Source organism: uncultured Pseudomonas sp., assembly GCF_943846705.1.
In the GTDB taxonomy this organism is placed as follows: domain Bacteria; phylum Pseudomonadota; class Gammaproteobacteria; order Pseudomonadales; family Pseudomonadaceae; genus Aquipseudomonas.
Window position 1 is genome coordinate 2,163,884 of the sequence record NZ_OX044366.1, and the last position, 21,421, is coordinate 2,185,304.

Annotated in this window: 16 protein-coding genes; 10 read left to right on the forward strand and 6 right to left on the reverse strand. The window is 61.0% G+C overall.

Annotated features, from left to right (window positions below; genetic code table 11):
- The first annotated feature begins 36 nt into the window (after positions 1 to 36).
- Together Q0V31_RS10060 and Q0V31_RS10065 are read left to right on the forward strand one after the other, a co-directional pair.
- Positions 37 to 2,571, forward strand: a complete 2,535-nt coding sequence (locus Q0V31_RS10060) for a LuxR C-terminal-related transcriptional regulator (RefSeq protein WP_298187501.1) — start codon at positions 37 to 39, stop codon at positions 2,569 to 2,571.
- A 125-nt stretch (positions 2,572 to 2,696) separates the two neighbouring features.
- Positions 2,697 to 3,716: a Glu/Leu/Phe/Val dehydrogenase dimerization domain-containing protein gene (locus Q0V31_RS10065; protein WP_298187503.1), complete on the forward strand. Its 1,020-nt coding sequence runs from the start codon at positions 2,697 to 2,699 to the stop codon at positions 3,714 to 3,716.
- Positions 3,717 to 3,877: 161 nt separating this feature from the next.
- On the opposite strand, the gene Q0V31_RS10070 is transcribed toward Q0V31_RS10065, so the two are convergent.
- The gene (locus tag Q0V31_RS10070) at positions 3,878 to 4,138 is read right to left on the reverse strand and encodes a YebG family protein (protein WP_298187504.1); all 261 of its coding nucleotides are present in this window, start codon (positions 4,136 to 4,138) and stop codon (positions 3,878 to 3,880) included.
- A gap of 267 nt (positions 4,139 to 4,405) precedes the next feature.
- Here Q0V31_RS10070 and Q0V31_RS10075 point away from each other — a divergent pair, with 267 nt between their 5' ends.
- Positions 4,406 to 4,912: a phosphate-starvation-inducible protein PsiE gene (locus Q0V31_RS10075; RefSeq protein WP_298187506.1), complete on the forward strand. Its 507-nt coding sequence runs from the start codon at positions 4,406 to 4,408 to the stop codon at positions 4,910 to 4,912.
- Positions 4,913 to 4,922: 10 nt separating this feature from the next.
- Here the strand turns inward: Q0V31_RS10075 and Q0V31_RS10080 are convergent, their stop codons facing one another.
- From Q0V31_RS10080 to arsB, 3 genes are all read right to left on the reverse strand, one after another.
- Entirely contained in the window at positions 4,923 to 7,559 is a 2,637-nt protein-coding gene (locus Q0V31_RS10080) for a DEAD/DEAH box helicase (RefSeq protein ID WP_298187507.1), read from the reverse strand.
- A gap of 186 nt (positions 7,560 to 7,745) precedes the next feature.
- The gene (locus Q0V31_RS10085; protein ID WP_298187510.1) at positions 7,746 to 8,624 is read right to left on the reverse strand and encodes an AraC family transcriptional regulator; all 879 of its coding nucleotides are present in this window, start codon (positions 8,622 to 8,624) and stop codon (positions 7,746 to 7,748) included.
- Between the two features lie 96 nt (positions 8,625 to 8,720).
- Positions 8,721 to 9,788 carry an ACR3 family arsenite efflux transporter gene (gene arsB / locus Q0V31_RS10090; protein WP_298187511.1) on the reverse strand — a complete coding sequence of 356 codons (1,068 nt, stop codon included), beginning with the start codon at positions 9,786 to 9,788 and terminating at the stop codon, positions 8,721 to 8,723.
- A gap of 144 nt (positions 9,789 to 9,932) precedes the next feature.
- Between arsB and Q0V31_RS10095 the strand changes: the two genes are divergently transcribed.
- From Q0V31_RS10095 to Q0V31_RS10120, 6 genes are all read left to right on the forward strand, one after another.
- Positions 9,933 to 10,706: a metalloregulator ArsR/SmtB family transcription factor gene (locus tag Q0V31_RS10095; protein WP_298187513.1), complete on the forward strand. Its 774-nt coding sequence runs from the start codon at positions 9,933 to 9,935 to the stop codon at positions 10,704 to 10,706.
- Between the two features lie 23 nt (positions 10,707 to 10,729).
- Positions 10,730 to 11,431, forward strand: coding sequence for an arsenical resistance protein ArsH (gene arsH / locus Q0V31_RS10100; protein ID WP_298187514.1), 702 nt, complete (start codon positions 10,730 to 10,732; stop codon positions 11,429 to 11,431).
- A 74-nt stretch (positions 11,432 to 11,505) separates the two neighbouring features.
- Complete coding sequence (locus Q0V31_RS10105) at positions 11,506 to 11,838, forward strand: YnfA family protein (RefSeq protein WP_298187515.1); 333 nt, start codon at positions 11,506 to 11,508, stop codon at positions 11,836 to 11,838.
- A 22-nt stretch (positions 11,839 to 11,860) separates the two neighbouring features.
- A complete protein-coding gene (locus tag Q0V31_RS10110) occupies positions 11,861 to 12,862 on the forward strand; it encodes an ArsJ-associated glyceraldehyde-3-phosphate dehydrogenase (protein WP_298187516.1) in 1,002 nt (333 codons plus the stop codon).
- Positions 12,863 to 13,040: 178 nt separating this feature from the next.
- Positions 13,041 to 14,267: an organoarsenical effux MFS transporter ArsJ gene (gene arsJ / locus Q0V31_RS10115; RefSeq protein WP_298187517.1), complete on the forward strand. Its 1,227-nt coding sequence runs from the start codon at positions 13,041 to 13,043 to the stop codon at positions 14,265 to 14,267.
- Between the two features lie 122 nt (positions 14,268 to 14,389).
- Positions 14,390 to 15,295, forward strand: a complete 906-nt coding sequence (locus Q0V31_RS10120; RefSeq protein WP_298187518.1) for a DMT family transporter — start codon at positions 14,390 to 14,392, stop codon at positions 15,293 to 15,295.
- Positions 15,296 to 15,317: 22 nt separating this feature from the next.
- Here Q0V31_RS10120 and Q0V31_RS10125 read toward each other — a convergent pair whose 3' ends face one another.
- Together Q0V31_RS10125 and Q0V31_RS10130 are read right to left on the reverse strand one after the other, a co-directional pair.
- Positions 15,318 to 16,646 (reverse strand): mechanosensitive ion channel domain-containing protein, encoded by a 1,329-nt coding sequence (locus Q0V31_RS10125; protein ID WP_298187519.1) that lies wholly within the window; start codon positions 16,644 to 16,646, stop codon positions 15,318 to 15,320.
- A 219-nt stretch (positions 16,647 to 16,865) separates the two neighbouring features.
- Complete coding sequence (locus Q0V31_RS10130; RefSeq protein WP_298191020.1) at positions 16,866 to 19,229, reverse strand: DNA polymerase II; 2,364 nt, start codon at positions 19,227 to 19,229, stop codon at positions 16,866 to 16,868.
- A gap of 153 nt (positions 19,230 to 19,382) precedes the next feature.
- On the opposite strand from Q0V31_RS10130, the gene Q0V31_RS10135 reads away from it, so the two are divergent.
- Positions 19,383 to 21,380: a U32 family peptidase gene (locus Q0V31_RS10135; RefSeq protein ID WP_298187521.1), complete on the forward strand. Its 1,998-nt coding sequence runs from the start codon at positions 19,383 to 19,385 to the stop codon at positions 21,378 to 21,380.
- Positions 21,381 to 21,421: the final 41 nt, after the last annotated feature.

Consider the following 21,421-nt stretch of genomic DNA (forward strand, 5'->3'; position numbering starts at 1 on the left):
TGATCCGGTTCCCGTACAACAATAAAACGAGCCGCCATGAACGCATTAGCGCCTTTTTCGCTGAGCGTCGCTGCGACTTCCTGCGGCAGCGTTAAGCGCCCACCTCCCGGCCATATTCCGCGCGTAACCCTGCAGCAACGGCTGCTTGACCAAGACTGTCAACTGCGACTGCTGATCGCGCCTGCCGGGTTTGGCAAGAGCGTATTGCTGGCCGACTGCGCCCGTGAGTGCCCGCCAGACTGCCGCGTCCTCTGGCTCAACTGTGCCGCTGAAGGCATCTCAGCCGAGCAGTTGGTGCAGCAACTGGGCACGCTGCTCGGTTACCCGGCACAGCTAACGGCTGGCGAAGTGCTGATCGCACTGGCGCAGGAGACGCGGCGTCTGTGGATCATGCTCAACGATTACCCGGCACGGCCGGACAGCGATCTGGATGACGTCCTCGATCAACTGCTCTTGGTGACTTCCGCCAGCGTGTGCTGGTGGCTGGGCAGCCGCCGCCGGCCGGCCTGTAACTTGTCGCGGCTGTTGCTGGAAGGCGAGCTGCTGGAGTTGGGCGCGACTGACCTGTCGTTTACCGAGGCCGAGGTTGCCGGCTGGCTGCAACAGCTGGACCCTGCCCGCAGCACCTGGGCGCCCGCGCTGCACGGGCTCACTCACGGCTGGCCGGCGGCATTGCGCCTGCGCTTATTGGCTGCCCAGGCCGAGCCCGCTGAAGCAAGTGCGCCGCTGGATGCGGAGCACAATCACTTGCTCGCTGAGTACGTCGAGCGCGAGGTGTTGCGCGAGCTGCCGCACGAGCTGCTGCAGATGTTCTATCAGCTGGCCCAGTTACCACGCTTTAACCCGGCGCTGTGTGAGCACTTGTTTGGTGTGGGGGAGGGGGCGAACTGGCTGCGCATGTTGATTGAGCGTGGTTTGTTTATTCAGGAAGTCGAATCCGGCAAGGGCTGGTGGGTCTTGTTTGCGCCGCTGGCCGCGCTGTTGCAGCGACTGACTGCGGGCACCGCTTACAGCGCGCTGCATGTGCACGCCAGCCAATGGTTCGCCAGCCAGGGCGATATTCGCGCGGCGGTGGAGCATGCCTTGCTGGCCGGGCAGCCGGAGGTGGCCAGCAGCTTTTTGGAGCGCTTTACCGAGGAGCAGGTGCTGCAAGGTCAGGACTTGCCGCTGATCCTGCGCTGGCGCAGCGAGTTACCCGAGAGCCTGCTGTGCAGTACGCCCAGGTTAATTCTGCTGAATGCCTGGGTCTTGCTGTTGGTCGGGCGTCTGGATGAGGCGCAGCACTGTATCGATCAACTGGCCAGGTTTCAGCCGCGCAGTGATGGCCTGCGCACCCGCGAGCTGTTTGCTCACTGGCAAGCGATTCAGGGGATCATCGCCTACGGTCGGCTTTGCGCAGTCAGTGCGCGCGGCCATCTGCTTGAAGCCTTGCAGGGTTTGCCGGAAAGCGCCTGGGCGCAGTCCTTGCTCTGTCGCTCGGCACTGACGTTAGTGGCGATTGGTCAGGGTGATCTGGAACTGGCGCAAAAGCTCAGTTTCGAGGCCTTGAAACGCGCGCGGTCGCACGGCAACCCTGTGTTTGAGGCCCTGTTGGAGTTGGACCACGGGTTGTTGTTGGAGGCGCGCGGCGAGTTTGCCCGTGCCGAGAAACTGTTGCTGCGGGTGTTGACTGCGGGCCACCTGAGCACCCTGCAAAATACCCCGGTGCGGGCGCGGCTGCAGCTGCGTTTGGCCCGCGTGCAGTTACGTCAGGGCAGGCGTGCCGAGGCGGCCAATGGTTTTGCCGCTGGGCTTGCGCTGGCACTCAACTGGGGGGACCCCGCGGCATTTCATGGCTACCTTGGTTTGGCCGAGTTGGCCATGGTGCAGGGCGACCTGGCCACGGCCTTTGCTCAGCTGGGCGAAGCCGAGCGGTTGATGCAACGCCAGCACGTCAGTGAAACCCTGTACCGCGGCACCCTGCTACTGGCCAGCAGTCACCTGTGGATCGCCCAGGGGCACCATGAGCGTGCGCGCCTGGCGGTGGATCGAGTGTTGGCTTATGAGCAGAAGGTTAAGGCGATTCTGCCTACACCGAACTTCCCCGAGTTGATCCCACGCCTGCAGTTGTTAGGGCTGCAGCTGGATCTGGCACAAGGCGCGGATGTGCGTGAAGCCTTGCGACAGCTGCGTGATCAAGCCTTGAACCAGGGGCGTCAGGCGCTGCTCAGTGAACTCTTGCTGGCATATGCCGAGGCTTGCGATGCGCACGCTGACCAAGCCGCGGCCGAGCAGGCGCGGGCGGAGGGGCAGGCGCTACGCCGTCGCCTGGGTTATCAATGCCTGTGGTTTACCCTGGGCAACCCCCTGAATGAGTGCGCCTTGCCGGGCGAAACGGCCAATACGCTGAGCCAGCGCGAGCTGGCCGTGCTGCAGCTGATCGCCCAGGGCTGTTCGAATCAGGAAGTGGCCGAGCAGCTGTTTATTTCACTGCACACGGTTAAGACCCATGCCCGGCGGATCAACGGCAAACTGGGCGTGTCGCGGCGCACCCAGGCGGTGGCCAAGGCTAAGGCACTGGGTTTGTTCTAGCGCAGAGGCGGCTTATCGTTCCGTTGATTGCGGGGGCGAGTGAGTGCTGGCGCAACTGACCACCGGAGGTCTGCCGGCAGCGCCGCGGCCTATACTGAGTAGCAAAGCAGTACGGGAGCCACAGCATGTTCGCCATGATGGAAACCGCCCGACTGGAGTCGCTGCACTTCGCCGTGGACCCGCCAAGCGGTCTGCAGGCCATTATCGCCATTCACAATAGTCGCCTGGGCCCTGCGCTGGGCGGCTGTCGCTACTTACCCTATGCCGACACCCAGAGCGCCATCGACGATGTGCTGCGCCTGGCCCAAGGCATGAGCTACAAGGCGGCGTTGGCTGGCCTGCAGCAAGGTGGTGGCAAGGCGGTGATCATTCGCCCCGCGCATGTCGAGAATCGTGGTGCATTGTTCGAGGCCTTCGGGCGGTTCATCGAAACCTTGAACGGCCGCTACATCAGCGCCATGGACAGCGGTACGTCCAGCGCCGATATGGACTGCATCGCGCAGTACACCCAGCATGTGACCAGCACCACGGCTGAAGGCGACCCTTCGCCGCACACCGCCATGGGCGTGTTTACCGGGATTCGCGCCACCGCCCTGGCGCGCCTCGGCAGCGACAACCTGGAGGGCTTGCGGGTGGCGATTCAGGGCCTGGGCAATGTCGGTTATGCCTTGGCCGAGCAGCTGCATGCCGCCGGTGCCGAGTTGCTGGTCAGCGATCTCGACCCTGGCCGCGTGCAACTGGCGGTCGAGCAACTCGGCGCACGGCCGGTGGCCAATGAGGCGTTGCTGGCCATCCCCTGCGACATCCTTGCGCCGTGTGGGTTGGGCGGTGTGTTGAGCGCTACAGGCGTCGCCCAGCTGCGCTGTTCGGCAGTGGCGGGGGCGGCGAACAACCAGCTGGCCAGTGCCGATATCTCCGACCATCTGCAGGCGCGGGGGATTCTCTACGCACCGGATTATGTGATCAATGCCGGTGGGCTGATTTACGTGTCCTTAAAACATCAAGGTGCAAGCCTGGTGGCGATCACCGCGCACCTGACCCAGATCAGCCGTCGCCTGACGGAGATTTTCGGCCATGCCCAGGCTGACAAACGCTCCCCGGCAAGGGTTGCAGATGCGATTGCCGAGCGGCTGCTGTATGGCTAAATAAGTGAAGCCATCTACGTGGGGGGACTTTAGCCGCGCCCCTGCGATTACCATCCGGCGATTGAACGCTCGCCGCTAAAGCGCCTCCCACGGCGCATTTATAGTCGCTATAAATGCCAAACCCCAGTCACTGGCTGGGGTTTTGTTTGCCGCGGCGAAGATTATTCGGCAGCGGCTTCGCTCAATTCACTCAGCGCATCGGGCTGGTTCTTGAAGGCTTTGGCGAAGATTTCACGGTTCTTCGCCATGTAGATGCCCAGTTCTTCACCCTGGCTTTCATTTAGCGACGGCACGGCTTTTTGCAGCACCTCGGTGAGCAGTTCGGCCAGTTCGAGCATTTTGTCATGACGGTCAGCTTCGGCTTTATCCATGAATAAACGCTCCAAATCCCGGCTGCTGCGGTACACCACTTCGACGGCCATTCATCACCTCTACGCCTTCACGCTGAATAGGTTGCAATAAACTGTTTATTTGTACAGTGGTTGCGAGCATAAAGAACTCGCGGGCATTTGAACAGCAGCAATTGCTATGCCGGCTGACAACATAGTCGAATTTTCAGTGTAGGGTGCGCGTGCGCCGCCATGGCGTGGCTGTTGCAGGTGCTTTTTCGTTGCCAGCAGGCTTCTGCTACTGGCGCGGTTAGCTGCGTGCGCAGGGCCGTGGTTATTTTTGATTCTCTAGGAGATGTTATGGGTAAGCCAAACTGGGCCGAGCAGATGCGCGAGCGCATGCATGGCCAGGCTGAGTCGCTGGGCAATCTGTTGATGGAGGCCTTCCATTACCTGGCGTTGTTCGCCATCGGTGCGGTGACTGCCTGGGCGGCGGTGATGGCCTTTATCGGCATGCTGGACAAGGGTCATATCACGGTCGATGACATCTTGTTGCTGTTCATCTACCTGGAATTGGCGGCCATGGTGGGGATCTATTTCAAGACCAACCACATGCCGATTCGCTTCATGATTTATGTGGCGATTACCGCGCTGACCCGTTTGATGATTGCCGATATATCGCACAACCATAAACCCGATATGGGCGTGGTGATGGTGTCTGGGGCGATTCTCTTGCTGGCGCTGGCGATTTTTGTGGTGCGCTATGCTTCGTCGCGTTTTCCCTCGGTTCAGGCGGGTGGGGTGCGCAAAAAACCTAACCCGGCGGATGATGCAGCGGAAAAAGACGACACCCAAAGCGACGATTGAGTGGCTTGGCTCAGGGGCTTAACGGGGCAAATAGCGCCTGCAAGTCGTCTTCACTGAGTTGCAGTTGGGTCTGGCTACCGCCTTCCAGTACGCCGCGGGCCAGGTTGGCCTTGGCCTGCTGCAGTTGCTGGATCTTCTCTTCGACGCTGCCGCGGGCGATCAGCTTGTAGACGAACACCGGTTTGTCCTGGCCGATACGATAAGCGCGGTCGCTGGCCTGGGCTTCGGCAGCCGGGTTCCACCAGGGGTCGAAGTGGATCACCGTGTCGGCGGCGGTGAGGTTCAGGCCCGCGCCACCGGCTTTCAGGCTGATCAGGAAGATCGGCAGCTCACCAGCCTGGAATTGCTGCACCGGGGTGCGCCGGTCCTGGGTGCTGCCGGTGAGCTTGGCGTAGGGGATGTTGCGCGTGTTTAGCTCGGCCTCGATCAGCGTCAGCATCGAGGTGAACTGCGAGAACAGCAGCACCCGGCGGCCTTCGGCGAACAGTTCATCGAGCATCTCCAGCAGGCCGCTGAGCTTGCCCGAATCCAGGCTGCTGAGCTGGCTGTCACCTTCCTCACCGAGCAAGCGCAAGTCGCAACAGGCCTGGCGCAGGCGCAGCAACGCTTCGAGAATCACGATCTGGCTGCGGGCCAAACCTTGGCGGGCGATCTCGTCACGGACTTTTTTGTCCATGGCCAGGCGCAGGGTTTCGTAGCGGTCGCGTTGCGTCGCACTGAGTTCAACCCAATGGGTGATCTCGGTTTTCGGCGGCAATTCACTGGCCACCTGTTCCTTGGTGCGCCGCAGAATAAAGGGTTTGATCCGCCCGGTGAGGTGCGCCAGACGTTGTTCGTTGGCGTTTTTCTCAATCGGTGTGCGGTAGTCGCGGGTAAAGCTTTTGCTGTCGCCGAGCCAGCCGGGCATGAGGAAATTGAACAGCGACCACAGCTCGCCCAAGTGATTCTCCAGCGGCGTGCCGGTCAGGCACAGGCGCTGCTCGGCTTGAAGCTGCCCGGCAGCGATGGCGGCCTTGCTGCGCGGGTTCTTGATGTTCTGCGCTTCATCGAGGATCAGCAGGCGGTAGCGGTAAGCGCTCAGCGCCTTGAGATCGCGGGGCAGCAGGGCGTAAGTGGTGAGGATGATCTGCTGCTGGTCTATCTGCTTGAACAGCGCGCGGCGTTTCGGCCCGTACAGCGCCAGCACCTTGAGCTGCGGGGTAAAGCGCGCCGCTTCATCCTGCCAGTTGGGGATCAGGCTGGTGGGCATGACGATCAGCGCCGGCTGTTGCAAGCGCCCAGCCTGATGCTCGCAGAGAATATGGCCGAGCGTCTGCAGGGTTTTGCCCAGGCCCATGTCATCGGCCAGCAGGCCGCCCACGCCCAGCTCAGCCAGGCCCTGCATCCAGGCCAGGCCTTGCAGCTGATAGGCGCGCAGCTCTGCCTGCAGGCCTGGTGGCGGCTGCAAGGTGGCGCTGCCCAGGCGTTGCAGGCGCTCGGCGAAGTCGCGCAGCTGGCTGCCGCCTTGCCAGCTCAGCGCGGGGCCATCTTGCAGATGATTTAGCCGCGCGGCGTCTAAACGCGACAGGCGCAGGCGTTGGCTGGACTCGCCAGGCTCGCGCACAAACAGCTCGCCGAGGGTGGCCAGCAAGGGTTTCAAGCGTGACAGCGGCAGGGCGGCGCGTTTGTGGCTGTTGGGCAGGCTGACCAGCAGCATTTCATCGTCGTCGCGCTTGTTCAGTGCCTCGCCGTTGAGCAGCCAGGGTTTGTGGCGGATGGCCTGCAGCAGAATCGGCAGCAGGCTGATGCGCTGGCCCTCGACCTCGATGCCCAGCTCCAGGTCAAACCAGGTTTGCTCGGGGTCTTCCTCGACCTCGGCGTACCAGTCATCAACTTGCGCCAGGTTGAATTGGAAGTCTGGCTGCATGCGAATCTGCCAGCCTTCTTCGCGCAGTTGCGCCAGTTGCTCGCGGACAAACAGCAGCCAGGCTGCGTCGTTGACTTGCTCGTAGGCTTCACCGGCGCTCTCCGGCAGGGCTTCGCTTTGCCGGAGCGAGACCAGCAGGCCGGTCTGTTGCAGGCGTTTGCGCAGCTGCGCTTCAGCGTCGAGGTTACGCACGATGCGCAGGCTCAGCTCGGGGTGCTGTTTGATCAGCAGGTCTTTGCCATGCTTACCCGAGGCCAGATGGCCCTGGTAATCGAAGGCCAAGGCCGCGCGGTGCTGGGTTTGTTCCTGCATACGGCTCTTGCGGGCATCGAAGTGCACGCGCACCAGGCTGCCCAGGCTCAGCACCGGGCTCGGCTGCAGGCCCTCCAGGCGTTCTTCGCGGGCCTCCGGGCTGCTGACGATCAGCGGTGAAAGGTCGACGCCTTGCGCCTGCTGGGCTTGCAGGGTGAGTAGGGCGCTGGCCACATGTTTGCAATTGAAACCCACCGGGCAGCTGCACTTGCCACTGACGCCCCAGCCCTGGCCGTAAGGATGCAGGGTGATGCGTTGTTGGTAGGTCTGGCTGCCGGAGCCACGGCAGCTGGCCAGCAGGGTGCTGTCCTTGAGGCTGATTAGGCGGCTGCGGCCTTGCGCGGCGTAGCCCTGGCCACGTTGCAGGTCGCCCACGCCAAATTCGGCGCGCCAGTCCTCCTCACGTAGATGCAGGATATCGAGGGCCATCAGATGACCCTGCTGAGCGAAAAGACGAATCGTGACATGGGCAGCTTTCTCGAAGACAGCCGATGATTCTTGCACAGGCGGCCCGGCTTTAGCAGACGCTTTTCGCTGCCCGGCCGCGCCCACTCCCCTCACTTATGCGCGGGGGTGGTAATTACACTGTGTTTTGGCGAGCAGGGGCGCGGCGTACTAGCGGCGTTGCAGCGCCGCGCGGTATTGCCCAGGCGTGGCATTAAACGCTTGGCGGAAGCGGTTGTTGAAATGACTGGCGCTGGCAAAACCACAGGCCATGGCGACCTCGAGCAGCGGCTGGGTGGTGTATTGCAGCAGCTGCTGGGCATGGCGCAAACGCTGCGCCAGTACATAGCGATGCGGCGGTAGACCAAAACTGAGTTGGAACATCCTGGCGAAGTGGTATTCGGAGAGCGCACATAACCCGGCCAGCTGGCCCAGGCTGAGCGGCTCGGCCAGATTGGCCTGGATAAACTCGCGCACTCGCCGGCGCTGCATGGGCGCTAGGCCGCCCGTCAGGCGCAAACCTTCCCGGCGGCCCACTTGGGAGAGCAGGGCGTGGCTGATCAAGCCGTGGGCCAGGCTGCTGCTGAGCAGACGCTCGGCCGGCTCATTCCAGTCAAGTTGGCTGAGCTGGCGGAAGCGCTGGGCCTGCTGCGGGTCATCGAGAAAGGTGCCTTCGCGCAGTTCCAGTTCACGCGGTTCGCGGTCGAGCAGGTGGGCGGCAGCCAGGGCGAACTGTTCCTGGCTGACATACAGGTGGGCCAGCTGGATTTTGCCGTTGATCACCCAGGCCGACTGATGCCCGGCCGGGAGGATGCACAGTTTGTTCGGTGCACCCTTGCTGGACGGGTTTTCACGGCGGAAGCTGCCGGTGCCGTAGGCCAGGTAGCAGGACAGTGTGTGGTGGCTGGGTGCCTGGTAGTCGCGGGCATCATCGCGGTTGCTCCACACCGCCGCCGCCAACCCGTCACCCAGCTCGGCGCTGCGCTGCAGCTGAGCATTGGGCGAGCTGTGCATGCTCTGGAAAACCTGTAAGTGTTCGAGTGGCGCCATACATCCTCCGTCGCCCCATGCTACGCCGGGCATGGCCGCCTGCCAGCCCCGCAGTCATAAAAAGCGCAAGAATCTGCAAGCGTGGTGCAGTAACAATCAGGCTTTGCGTTCGTACCAGCCCTTGCTGTTATTAACCATGCGCACCAGCCAGAGCATCACCGGCACCTCGATCAGTACACCGACCACCGTGGCCAGTGCAGCACCCGAGTTGAAGCCATACAGCACAATGGCCACGGCTACCGCCAGCTCGAAGAAGTTCGAGGCACCGATCATCGCGGCAGGGCCGGCGATGTCGTGGCGCACCTTGAGTTGGCGGCACAGCCAATAGCCCAGTGCGGCGATAAACAGGGTTTGCAGCAGAATCGGCACTGCCAGTATGGCGATGATCAGCGGTTGTTCGACGATGGTCTGACCCTGAAAGGAAAACAGCAGCATCAGGGTGGCCAGGAGGGCGAGGATGGAGAACGGACCTATGCGCGCCAGCGTCGCCTGTAATGCGGCTTCGCCCCGGCGCAGACGGCGTGCGCGGATAAACTGAGCAATCGCCAGCGGGATGACGATGTACATCAGCACCGACAGCAGCAGGGTGTCCCAGGGCACCGGGATCGACGACACGCCGAGCAGCAGGGCGACGATCGGCGCGAAGGCGAACACCATCACCAGATCATTGATCGCCACCTGGGTTAGGGTGAAGTTGGCGTTGCCCTTACACAGGTTGCTCCAGACGAACACCATGGCGGTGCAGGGTGCTGCGCCGAGCAGAATCAGCCCGGCCACATAACTGTCGATCTGCTCGGCTGGCAGCCAGTCGGCGAACACATGACGCAGAAACAGCCAGGCCATAAACGCCATGGTGAACGGCTTGATCAGCCAGTTGATGCTCAGGGTCACGCCCAGGCCGGCGCGTTGCTGATAGATCTCGCCGATGGCGCTGAAGTCGATCTTCATCAGCATGGGGATGATCATCACCCAGATCAGCAGGCCCACCGGGATATTCACCTGGGCGACCTCCAGCGCTCCCACGGCCTGTGCTGCCTCGGGTGCAAACAGGCCGAGCAGGGTGCCGCCACCGATGCAGAGAAACACCCAGAGGCTCAGGTAACGCTCGAACAAACCCAGCGGCGAGCCGGCCCGAGGCGCTACGGATTGAATGGCGTTGGTCATGCAGGCTTCCTTAGGTCGAGTCACGGGTCATGTCCGCTATACGCGGTATTGATCTGGGTTGGTTCAGTTGGGCTGAATATACGGTTTACAAGATATATGGTTTTAAATATATTCGCCAAATCGTATTTGCGTGAGGCCATCCCCATGAGCCAAAAGATTCGCGTGTTGTTCCTCTGTGTGGCTAATGCCGCCCGCTCCCAGTTGGCCGAGGCCCTGCTGCGTCATACCGACTCTGAAGGCTACGAGGCCTTTAGCGCCGGCACCCAGCCGAGTGAGGTTGATCCGCGTGCCCGTTTAGCGCTGGAGCAGCTGGGGATAAACACTGAGGGCCTGCACAGCAAACCGCTGGAGAGCTTCGACGGTCAGCAGTTCGATTATGTGATCACCCTGTGTGATAAGTCCGCCTTCGAGTGCAGCACCCTGCCGGGTGCCGGCGAATACATCGCCTGGGACTTTGAGGACCCGGCCAGCAGTCAGCAGCCGAACGCTTACAAAACCACCCTCCAGCAGATCCATGAACGCATCAAAATGTTCGTGCTGGTCAAGAGCAAGGCCAGTGCGCCTGTGCAGACACTGGCCCCGGTCACCTTGTTCAAGTGCCTGGCTGATGACACCCGCACGCGCATGACCCAGTTGATCGTTCAGGAGGGTGAGTTGTGCGTCTGCGAGCTGACTGTTGCGCTGCAGGAGAGTCAGCCGAAGATCTCCCGTCACCTGGCCCAGTTGCGCAGCTGCGGGCTGTTGCAAGACCGGCGTGCCGGGCAGTGGGTGTATTACCGCCTGCATCCGCAGTTGCCCGCCTGGATCAGTGAACTTTTGGCGCAAGTGCTCAAGGCCGATGACCCACAACTGGCCGAAGATCGCCTGCGTTTGCACAGCATGCGTGACCGCCCTGACCGTGCGGCGCTGTGCAGCTAACGCCCTATTTCTGGAGAAAAATTATGCTCCCCGATCTGCCGAATATCGTTGCGCAGCTGCTGGATATCACCCCCCAGGATAAAGCGGCGGCGCAGCACAAGCCGCGCATCCTGCTGCTCTATGGCTCCAACCGGGAGCGCTCCTATAGCCGCTTACTGACTGAGGAGGCGGCGCGGCTGCTTGAGCAGCTCGGTGCCGAAGCGCGGATCTTCAACCCCAGTGGCCTGCCGCTGCCGGATGACGCGCCCGAGGGCCACCCCAAGGTGCAGGAATTACGCGAGCTGGTGCTGTGGAGTGAGGGCATGGTCTGGTGCTCGCCGGAGCGGCATGGCGCGATGACCGGCGTATTCAAAGCGCAGATTGACTGGATCCCTTTGGCCATGGGGGCGGTACGGCCAAGCCAGGGAAAAACCCTGGCGCTGATGCAGGTGTCCGGTGGTTCGCAATCCTTTAATGCACTGAACCAGATGCGCGTGCTGGGGCGTTGGATGCGCATGTTCACCATCCCCAATCAGTCCTCGGTGGCCAAAGCCTTTCTCGAATTTGATGAGGCGGGGCGGATGAAGCCCTCGGCCTATTACGACCGGGTGGTGGATGTGATGGAGGAACTGGTCAAGTTCACCCTGCTGTTGCGCGGCCAGGCGGACTACCTGGTGGACCGCTATTCCGAGCGCAAGGAATCGGCTGAGCAGCTGTCCAAACGGGTCAATCAGGCGTCTATTTAACTTTCAGGGACCATCAGCATGTCGCATTTCTTCGGCACTCTCAGCATCTGCGCTAACCCAGTTTGGAGATTGAGGTGAGCCTGCTCAACACCCTCGGTTTGTTCGCGCTCACGGCTGTGGCTGAAATCCTGGGCTGCTATCTGCCCTATTTATGGCTGAAACAGGGCAAGAGCATCTGGCTGCTGCTACCGGCCGCAGCCTCGCTGGCGTTGTTTGTCTGGCTGCTGAGCCTGCACCCAACCGCCACCGGGCGAGTGTATGCGGCGTATGGCGGGGTGTATGTCGCCACGGCCATTGTTTGGTTGTGGCTGGTGGATGGCATTCGCCCCAGCCACTGGGATTTGCTCGGGGCCGCTGTGGCCTTGTTCGGCATGGCGATCATCATGTTCGCCCCGCGTTCTGTTTAATCACTTAGCGAGACCATTACCCATGGCTATCAAAGTAGGTATCAACGGTTTTGGCCGCATCGGCCGTCTGGCATTGCGCGCGGCTTGGGGCTGGCCGGAGTTTGAGTTTGTGCAGATCAACGACCCGGCCGGCGATGCCGCGACCCACGCCCATCTGCTGAATTTCGACTCGGTGCATGGCCGCTGGCAGCATGAGGCGAGCAGCGCAGGCGAGTGCATCCTGATCGACGGCAAGTCGATCAAGGTCAGCGCTAACAAAGCTATCGCCGATACCGATTGGAGCGGTTGCGACCTGGTGATCGAGGCCAGCGGCAAGATGAAGACCGTGGCGGTGCTGCAAGGCTATCTCGACCAGGGCGTGAAGCGTGTGGTGGTCAGTGCGCCGGTGAAAGAGGCCGGCGCGTTGAATATCGTCTTGGGCGTTAACCAGCAGCTGTTTGATCCGGCGCTGCATCGCATCGTTACCGCCGCGTCGTGCACCACCAACTGCCTGGCCCCGGTGGTTAAGGTGATCCATGAGAACCTCGGTATCCGCCATGGCTCAATCACCACCATCCACGACCTGACCAACACCCAGAGCATTCTCGACCAGCCGCATAAGGACCTGCGCCGCGCGCGGGCCAGTGGCATGAGCCTGATCCCCACCAGCACCGGCTCGGCCACGGCGATTGCCGAAATCTTCCCCGAGCTGCGCGGCAAGCTGAATGGCCATGCGGTGCGCGTACCCCTAGCTAACGCTTCGTTGACGGATTGCGTCTTTGAGATCGAGCGGGCGACCACGGTGGAGGAGGTCAACGCCTTATTTAAGGCGGCTGCCGCTGGGCCGCTGGCTGGCATCCTCGGTTATGAAGAGCGCCCGCTGGTGTCCATCGACTACCGCAGCGACCCGCGCTCCTCGATCATCGACGCGCTGTCGACCATGGTGGTCAACGGCACTCAGGTGAAGTTGTATGCCTGGTACGACAACGAATGGGGCTACGCCAACCGTACTGTCGAGTTGGCGCGGCTGGTCGGTGCGGCCTAACGAGGCCAACCTAGGATGGGTTGAGACGCTTGCGCAAGTCTGCCTAGCGGATAGCGGGCATTGCGCGTCGATACCCATCTGGCGTAGCCGATTTTGATGGGTATCGCTGCGCTCCACCCATCCTACTCAAACCAGCTCATAGCCCTTTTATAATCCTCACTTGAGCGGAACACTGCCTATGCTCGCCTTATCCCGTCTAGCCCCTGAGGTGCGCCAATACTTGCTGGTTACTGGCAACTATTGGGCCTTTACCCTGACGGACGGCGCACTGCGCATGCTGGTGGTGCTGCATTTTCACCGCCTCGGTTACACGCCGTTGGCGATTGCCGCGCTGTTTCTGTTCTACGAGATTTTTGGCGTGGTGACCAATCTGCTCGGTGGCTACCTCGGCGCACGGTTGGGGCTCAATCGCACCATGAATATCGGTCTGGGCCTGCAGGTCGTGGCCTTGTTGATGCTCACGGTGCCGGCGGCCTGGCTGACCATCCCCTGGGTGATGGGCGCGCAGGCGCTGTCCGGTATCGCCAAAGACCTGAACAAGATGAGCGCGAAAAGCTCAATCAAACTGCTGGTGCCGGGCGACCAGCAGGGCACCTTGTATCAGTGGGTGGCGATCCTCACCGGCTCGAAGAATGCGCTCAAGGGCGCGGGCTTCTTCCTCGGTGGTGCGCTGTTGGCGCTGCTCGGTTTTAGCGGCGCGGTGCTGGCCATGGCTGCTGTGCTGGCGCTGGTCTGGCTGGCCAGTCTGCTGTTGTTGAAAAAGGACTTGGGCAAGGCCAAAGCCAAGCCGAAGTTCCGTGAGCTGCTGTCGAAAAGCCGGGCGCTCAACCTGCTCTCGGCGGCGCGGTTATTTCTCTTTGGTGCGCGGGATGTATGGTTTGTCGTGGCGCTGCCGGTGTATCTAGCCAGTGTATTTGGCTGGGATGTGTGGCTGGTCGGCGGTTTTCTTGCGGTCTGGGTGATTGGCTACGGCATCGTGCAGTCCTTCGCTCCAGCCATTACCGGCAAAGCCAGTGGCCAGTTGCCGGATGGTCGCGCGGCGTTTGTCTGGGCCGCGCTATTGGCTGGCTTGCCGGCGGCGATAGCCCTGGGCCTGGGCAGTGACTTATCAGCGCAGTGGGTACTGCTCGGTGGGCTTATGGTGTTTGGCGTGCTGTTTGCGGTGAACTCCTCGCTGCACAGCTATTTGATCGTCAGCTACGCCAAGGAAGACGGCGTGTCGCTGGATGTGGGCTTCTATTACATGGCCAACGCCTTGGGCCGGCTGCTCGGCACGTTGCTCTCCGGCTGGGTGTATCAGGCCTATGGCTTGGAGGCCTGTCTGTGGATTTCCTCGGCTTTTGTTCTGCTCGCGGCGCTGATTTCCCTCGGGTTGCCTCGGTATCAGGCAACGGCTCAGCGCTGATGTGTTTGCATAAGGCTGGCCCTGACTCAGTCGCACTCACCGGGGATAAAAAGCGCAAGTTTGTGCAAGCCAGTCAGGGCTGAGCAGGCGCAAACTCTCGGCCATTCAAAGGGAGTTTGTTGATGAACCTGTCGCTCTATCTGTTAACCGTGCTGATCTGGGGCACCACCTGGATTGCCCTGAAGATGCAACTGGGTGAAGTGGCGATTGCCGCCTCGATTGCCTATCGCTTTGCCCTCGCCGCGCTGGTGCTGTTTGCCGTTTTGCTGCTCAGTGGCCGCCTGCAGAAGCTCGATAAGCGCGGTCAGCTGATTTGCCTGACGCAAGGCTTGTGCCTGTTCTGCCTGAATTTCATGTGCTTCTACACCGCCAGTCAATGGATACCCAGCGGCCTGGTGGCGGTGATTTTCTCCACCGCGACGTTATGGAACGCGATCAACGCACGGCTGTTCTTTAAGCAGAAAATCGCCGCCAATGTGCTCGCCGGTGGTGCGCTGGGGTTGGGTGGTTTAGCGTTGTTGTTCTGGCCGGAGTTGGCCGGGCATGAGGCCAGCCATGAAACCTTGTTGGGCATTGCTCTGGCGGTCGTGGGCACATTGCTGTTCTCCGCCGGCAATATGCTCTCCAGCCTGCAGCAGAAGGCCGGCCTCAAGCCGCTGACCACCAATGCCTGGGGCATGCTCTATGGCGCGTTGATGTTGGTGGCGATCTGTGTGGTCAGTGGCACGCCGTTTAGTATCGAGTGGACCAGCCGTTATATCGGCAGCCTGTTGTACCTGGCGATCCCCGGTTCGGTGGTCGGCTTTACCGCCTACCTGACCCTGGTCGGGCGCATGGGCCCGGAGCGCGCCGCCTACTGCACGGTGCTGTTCCCGGTGGTGGCGTTGAATATCTCGGTGTTTGCCGAGGGCTATCAATGGACCGCACCGGCCTTGTTCGGCCTGCTGCTGGTGATGCTCGGCAACGTGTTGGTGTTTCGTAAGCCCAAGGCGTTGCCGGCAACCGCGGCGTTGGTAGCGAAGGGCTGATCGGGCCCTTCATCAACAGCGATTAATCGCTGCGCTTGGTGTTAATGGAAAAGTCCTTATTCACCACGCGAACCTCGCGCTGCGGGAAGGGGATTTCATAGCCGTGTTCCTGCAGCGCTTCCAGAATCATTAACAGCAGGTCACCGCCGACGCGGTTTTTGCCGTCGTCGATGCCCTCCATCCAGAACTCAACAAACATGTTGATGCCTGAGTCGCCAAAGCTATCGATTTCACAGTCGGGGCGCTCCTCGAGTGGCACATCTTCACCGCTGAATACTTGTGGATGGCTGGCCACCACGGTCTTGATGATTTCCACCAGCTTTCTGATGTCGGAGTGATAGGCGACCGAGAAATCCACGCGATAACGCTGGCTTTTGTCCTTGTGCGTCCAGTTGGTAAAAATCTCGGCGATGAATTTTTCGTTAGGCACCACGATGTCTTTGCCGTCGTAGGTTTCCAGGGTGGTTGAGCGCATGTTTAATTCGCGGACGATGCCGGTGCGACCATCATCGAGTTCAACGTAATCACCAATCGACACCGAGCGGTCGAGAAGGATGATGATTCCGGAAATAAAGTTGGAGGCAATCGCTTGCAAGCCCAAGCCGACACCCACACCAATGGCGCCGCCAAACACCGCGAGGGTGGTCAGATTGATGCCCATCACCTGCAAGATCAGCAGGGCCATGACGAAGAATATCGCCACCTCGAACAGTTTCGCCGCCACTTCGCGGGTGCGTATATCGAGGTTTTCCTGATGGGCGATAAATGAGCGGCCAGTCTTGCTGCTAATACGCCCTAGCCAAAACAGCAGTGAACCAAAAATGGCCACGCGGGCGATGCCGTAAAGCGAAATCTCAATATTGCCGAGGTTGACCGATATGGATTCGAGTATGGCGATCAAGCCAGCGAGTATGCCCAGTAGGTGCAGCAGCAGCAGCGGTATGCCCAGCCACTTGAATACCCCCGCGACCACCCGGCTTTGCACAAAGTTGCGGATGATCGAATAGAACAGCAGCAATATGGCAACTGTTAATGCGGTCTGCATCAGCCAGCTTTGGCCCAAGGCTTCGCCGCTTACCTCAACGGCGATGCGCAGCATTAAGATGGCGAACAGCGGAAAGATTAAACCGCCCACGCGGCTAACCAATTTGCGCAAAGGGTGGGTAACAGACTTTTCTTGCAGCGCATCAAGGAACGGGGCATAGGTTCTGATGCGATTGGCCAACACCCAGGCAACCAGGTAGATCGCTAAAATAATACCGATCTGTGCATAGGTTTGCGGCTGGGAAAATGCGTCGAGTGCTTTATTGATAGTCTCACTGACTAAGTGACTGAGCTCGTCTACGGTCATTTATTCAGCCTTATGTTCGACCTGATGGGTACCCAGACTATAGGCATATTGCCGCGAGTTGGGGGGGAGCTGGGATGAACTCATCGAGTAAGCACAGCACGATTAAGTCGCTCAGCGTCATTAATGGTGCCCGCCAAACACGTCAATCAAGCCGAGCCCGATAAGCCTGCGGGGGTAAGAGTGGAAAACCTTTCGCGGGTTTTCATCCGGTAAAAGTACTTAGAACAGCCCCAGCTGCCCGCCAATCAGGGTGGCGAAATTATCATCGACAAACGGCAGGATGGCGTCGGCCACCGGTTGCAGTTGCCGGGTCAGGTAATGGTCGTAGTCGATCGCGGCGCTGCGCGCTTCCAGTGGTTGCGGGCCGGCCGTGGTGATCACGTAGCTGATCCAGCCGCCGCGCTGGTATTGCAGTGGCCGCCCGTGCGCGGCGTTGTACTCATCGGCCAGGCGCGCGGCGCGCACATGCGGCGGCACGTTGCGCTCATAGTCAGTAAGCAGGCGGCGCAGGCGCTTGCGGTACACCAGCAGCTCATCCAGCTCGCCATTCAAAGTGCGCTCAACATAATCGCGCACATAATCCTGATAGGGCTGATTACGGAAGATCCGCTCATACAGCTCGCGCTGAAACTGCTGGGCCAGCGGCGACCAGTCGCTACGCACGGTTTCCAGGCCTTTGTAGACCATCTCGCTGCTGCCGTCGGCGCGGCTGACCAAGCCGGCGTAGCGCTTCTTACTGCCTTCCTCGGCGCCGCGAATGGTCGGCATCAGAAAACGCCGGTAATGGGTTTCGTATTGCAGCTCCAGGGCGCTGCTCAGACCGTACTCGGTCTGCAAGTGCTCAGCCCACCAGGCATTGACCTTGGCCACCAGGCTGCGGCCGATCTGCGCGGCATCGGCTTCGTCATGCAGGCGTTGCAGCCAGACGAAAGTCGAGTCGGTGTCGCCGTAAATCACCCGGTAACCTTCTGCCTCGATCAACGCGCGGGTGCGCGCCATGATCTCGTGGCCGCGCAGGGTGATGGAGGAGGCCAGGCGCGTGTCGAAGAAGCGGCAGCCGCTGGAGCCGAGCACGCCGTAAAAAGCATTCATGATGATCTTCAACGCTTGCGACAGCGGTGCGTTGTGCTCGCGTTTGGCTGCCTCGCGACTCTGCCACACACGTTCGACAATCGCCGGCAGGCAATGCTCGCTACGGGAGAAACGCCCACCGCGAAAGCCTGGCACCGAATGCGCGTCGTCTGGCTGACGCAGGCCTTCGATCAGCCCCACCGGATCGATCAGAAAGCTGCGGATGATCGACGGATACAGGCTCTTGTAATCCAGTACCAACACCGACTCATACAGCCCCGGCTGCGACTCCATGACAAAGCCGCCGGGGCTGGCTTGCGGCGGGTTGTCACCGAGGTTCGGCGCAACAAAGCCACGGCGATGCATCAGCGGCATATATAGGTGTTCAAACGCGGCCACCGAACCGCCGCTGCGGTCGGCGGGTAAACCGGTGACGGTGGCGCGTTCGAGCAGGAAGCTGAGGATCTCGGTTTTCTCGAAAACCCGCGAGACCAGCTCGCAGTCGCGCAGGTTGTAGCGCGCCAGGGCCGGTTTGTCCTCGCGGAACATGCGGTCGATTTCGTCCATGCGCTGGTAGGGCGTGGAGATGTCCTTGCCTTCGCCGAGCAGGGTTTGTGCGACGTTTTCCAGGCTGAACGAGGGGAAGCTCCAAGTCGCTGAGCGCAGCGCTTCGATACCGTCGATGATCAGCCGGCCCGCCGCGTCGGCAAAGAAGTGACCGTTTGCGCTGCCGTGTTCGCGCCACTGCATCTCGCTGCCATCACGGCCCAGAAGCAGCGGGATGGCCAGGCTGCGCGCATGTTCGTGGAGCACACGCAGGTCGAACTGCACCAGGTTCCAGCCGATAATCGCGTCCGGATCATGCTGCGCCATCCACTGATTCAGGCGTTCGAGCAATTGACCGCGGCTTTCGCAGTATCCCAATGCGAAGTCCACAGCCGGCGGCTGCTCGGGCGTGCGGCCGAGCATATACACGTCGCGCTGGCCGCAGCCCTCGATGGCAATCGAGTACAACTCGCCGAAGGCATTGGTTTCGATATCCAGCGAGGCCAGCTTGAGCGTCGGGCGGTAGTCGCTACAGGGTTTGATCTGCGCATCCAGCAGCAGGCCATCGCTGTTGGGCGCGCCAGTGAACTGCACCGGGGCGGTGATAAAACGCTCCATCAGGTAGCGCTCGGGCGGCCGTACATCTGCCTCGTAGACCGTCACGCCGGCGCGGCGCAGGCGTTTATCGAGATCAATCAACTGGCGATGCTGCTGGCAATACAGGCCCAGCACCGGGCGCTGCTGAAAGTCCTTTAGCCCCAGGGGGCGCAGTTCAACGCCGCTTTCATTGGCCAGCAGCGCCTCGGCCTGGGCGTGCTGCTCAGCTGGAATAAACGCCACCGAGGGTTGCAGCGGCAAGCGGATATGCCGCGGCCCGTTATCGGTGGCCAGCCAGAACTCCACCAGCGTCCCGGCCGGCGTATCACGCCAGTGGCGGGTGAGGATAAAGCCCTGCTGTAAGTCCACCGTACTCATCCCGTGCTCATTCGAAAGGCAATTCTACGTGGCCTTTTGCATGGATGCCCATACAGTGTGTAAGTGGCTGCCAAGCGGGCAGAGACAAACCCGCCTTTAAGGGTAAAATGCCCGGCTTAATTGACTGCCGCCGATGCCCACGCCATGTCCCTGCCCAAGCACCACCTCGAACTGCTCAGCCCTGCGCGCGATACCACTATTGCCAAGGAGGCCATCCTGCATGGCGCTGATGCCGTGTACATCGGTGGCCCCGGCTTTGGCGCGCGGCACAACGCCAGCAACAGCGTGGCGGAGATTGCCGAGCTGGTGCAGTTTGCCCATTTGTTCCATGCGCGGGTGTTCGTCACCCTCAACACCATCCTGCATGAGGATGAGCTGGAGCCGGCGCGGCAGATGATCTGGCAGCTGTATGAGGCCGGCATCGATGCGCTGATTGTGCAAGATATGGGCGTGATGGAGATGGACCTGCCGCCCATCGAGATCCACGCCAGCACCCAGTGCGACATCCGCACCCTGGAAAAAGCCCGCTTCCTCGATAACGCCGGTTTCTCCCAGCTGGTGTTGGCCCGCGAGCTGAACCTGCAAGAAATCAGCAACATCTGCAAAAACGTCGATTCGGCGGTGGAGTTCTTTATCCACGGCGCGCTGTGCGTGGCGTTCTCCGGGCAGTGCAACATCTCCCACGCGCAGACCGGGCGCAGCGCCAACCGTGGTGACTGCTCACAAGCCTGCCGCCTGCCGTACACCCTGAAAGATGATCAGGGCCGCGTGGTGGCGTTTGATAAGCACCTGCTGTCGATGAAGGACAACAACCAGACCGACAACCTGATTCATCTGGTGGATGCCGGCGTGCGCTCGTTCAAGATCGAAGGGCGCTACAAAGACATGAGCTACGTGAAGAACATCACCGCGCACTACCGCCAGGAACTCGACGCGATTCTCGAACAGCGTCCGCACCTGGCCCGCGCTGCCAGCGGCCGTACCGAGCACTTCTTTACCCCGGACACCGACAAAACCTTCCACCGTGGCAGCACCGACTACTTTGTCAGCGACCGCAAGGTGGATATCGGCGCGTTCGACTCGCCAACCTTTACCGGGTTGGCGGTGGGCTATATCGAGAAGGTCAACAAGCGCGACCTGATCGCCGTCACTGACACGCCGCTGTCGAATGGCGATGGCCTTAATGTGCTGATCAAGCGCGAAGTGGTGGGCTTTCGCAGCAACATCTGCGAGCTCAAAGGCGAGTTCGACGAGGACGGCGAGAAGCGCTACCGCTACCGCGTCGAGCCTAATGAGATGCCCGAGGCCATGCAGCGCGTGCGCCCGCAACAGCCGCTCAATCGCAACCTTGACCATAACTGGCAGCAAGCCTTGCAGAAGACTTCGGCCGAGCGCCGCGTTGCGGTGAGCTGGCAGGTGGCGTTGCACGGCGATCAGTTGCACTTGAGCGTGACCAGCGAAGAGGGCGTAGTGGCCAGCGTCAGCCTGAATGGGCCGTTCGCCGCCGCCAAGGATGCCGAGCAATCCCGTGAGCAGCTGGCCGACACCTTGAGCAAGCTGGGCACCACCATCTACTTCAGCACCGCTGTGCAGATCGACTGCGAAGCCGTGCCGTTTATCCCCGGCTCGCAACTCAAGGCCCTGCGCCGCGAAGCCATTGAAGCGCTGACTCAGGCCCGCGTTGCCGTCCATCCCCGTGGCGGGCGCAAGCCAGTTAGCGTGCCAGCGCCGGTGTACCCCGAGTCGCATCTGACCTTCCTTGCCAACGTCTACAACGACAAGGCCCGCACCTTCTACCAGCGTTACGGCGTGCAGCTGATCGATGCGGCTTACGAGGCCCATGAAGAAGCCGGCGATGTGCCGGTGATGATCACCAAGCACTGCCTGCGGTTCTCCTTCAACCTCTGCCCTAAGCAGGCCAAAGGCGTCACCGGCGTGCGCACCAAAGTCTCGGACATGCAGCTGATCCACCAGGACGAAGTGCTGACCCTGAAGTTCGACTGCAAACCGTGTGAGATGCACATCATCGGCAAGATGAAGGGCCATATCCTGCATCAGCCACAACCGGGCAGCGCGGCGAGCAATGCCGGCGCGGTGGGCTATATCACCCCGGAAGATTTGCTGAAAACCATCAAGCGCTAACGCTAAGCGGTAATCCTACGGCCACTCGGTGTTTGGGTGGA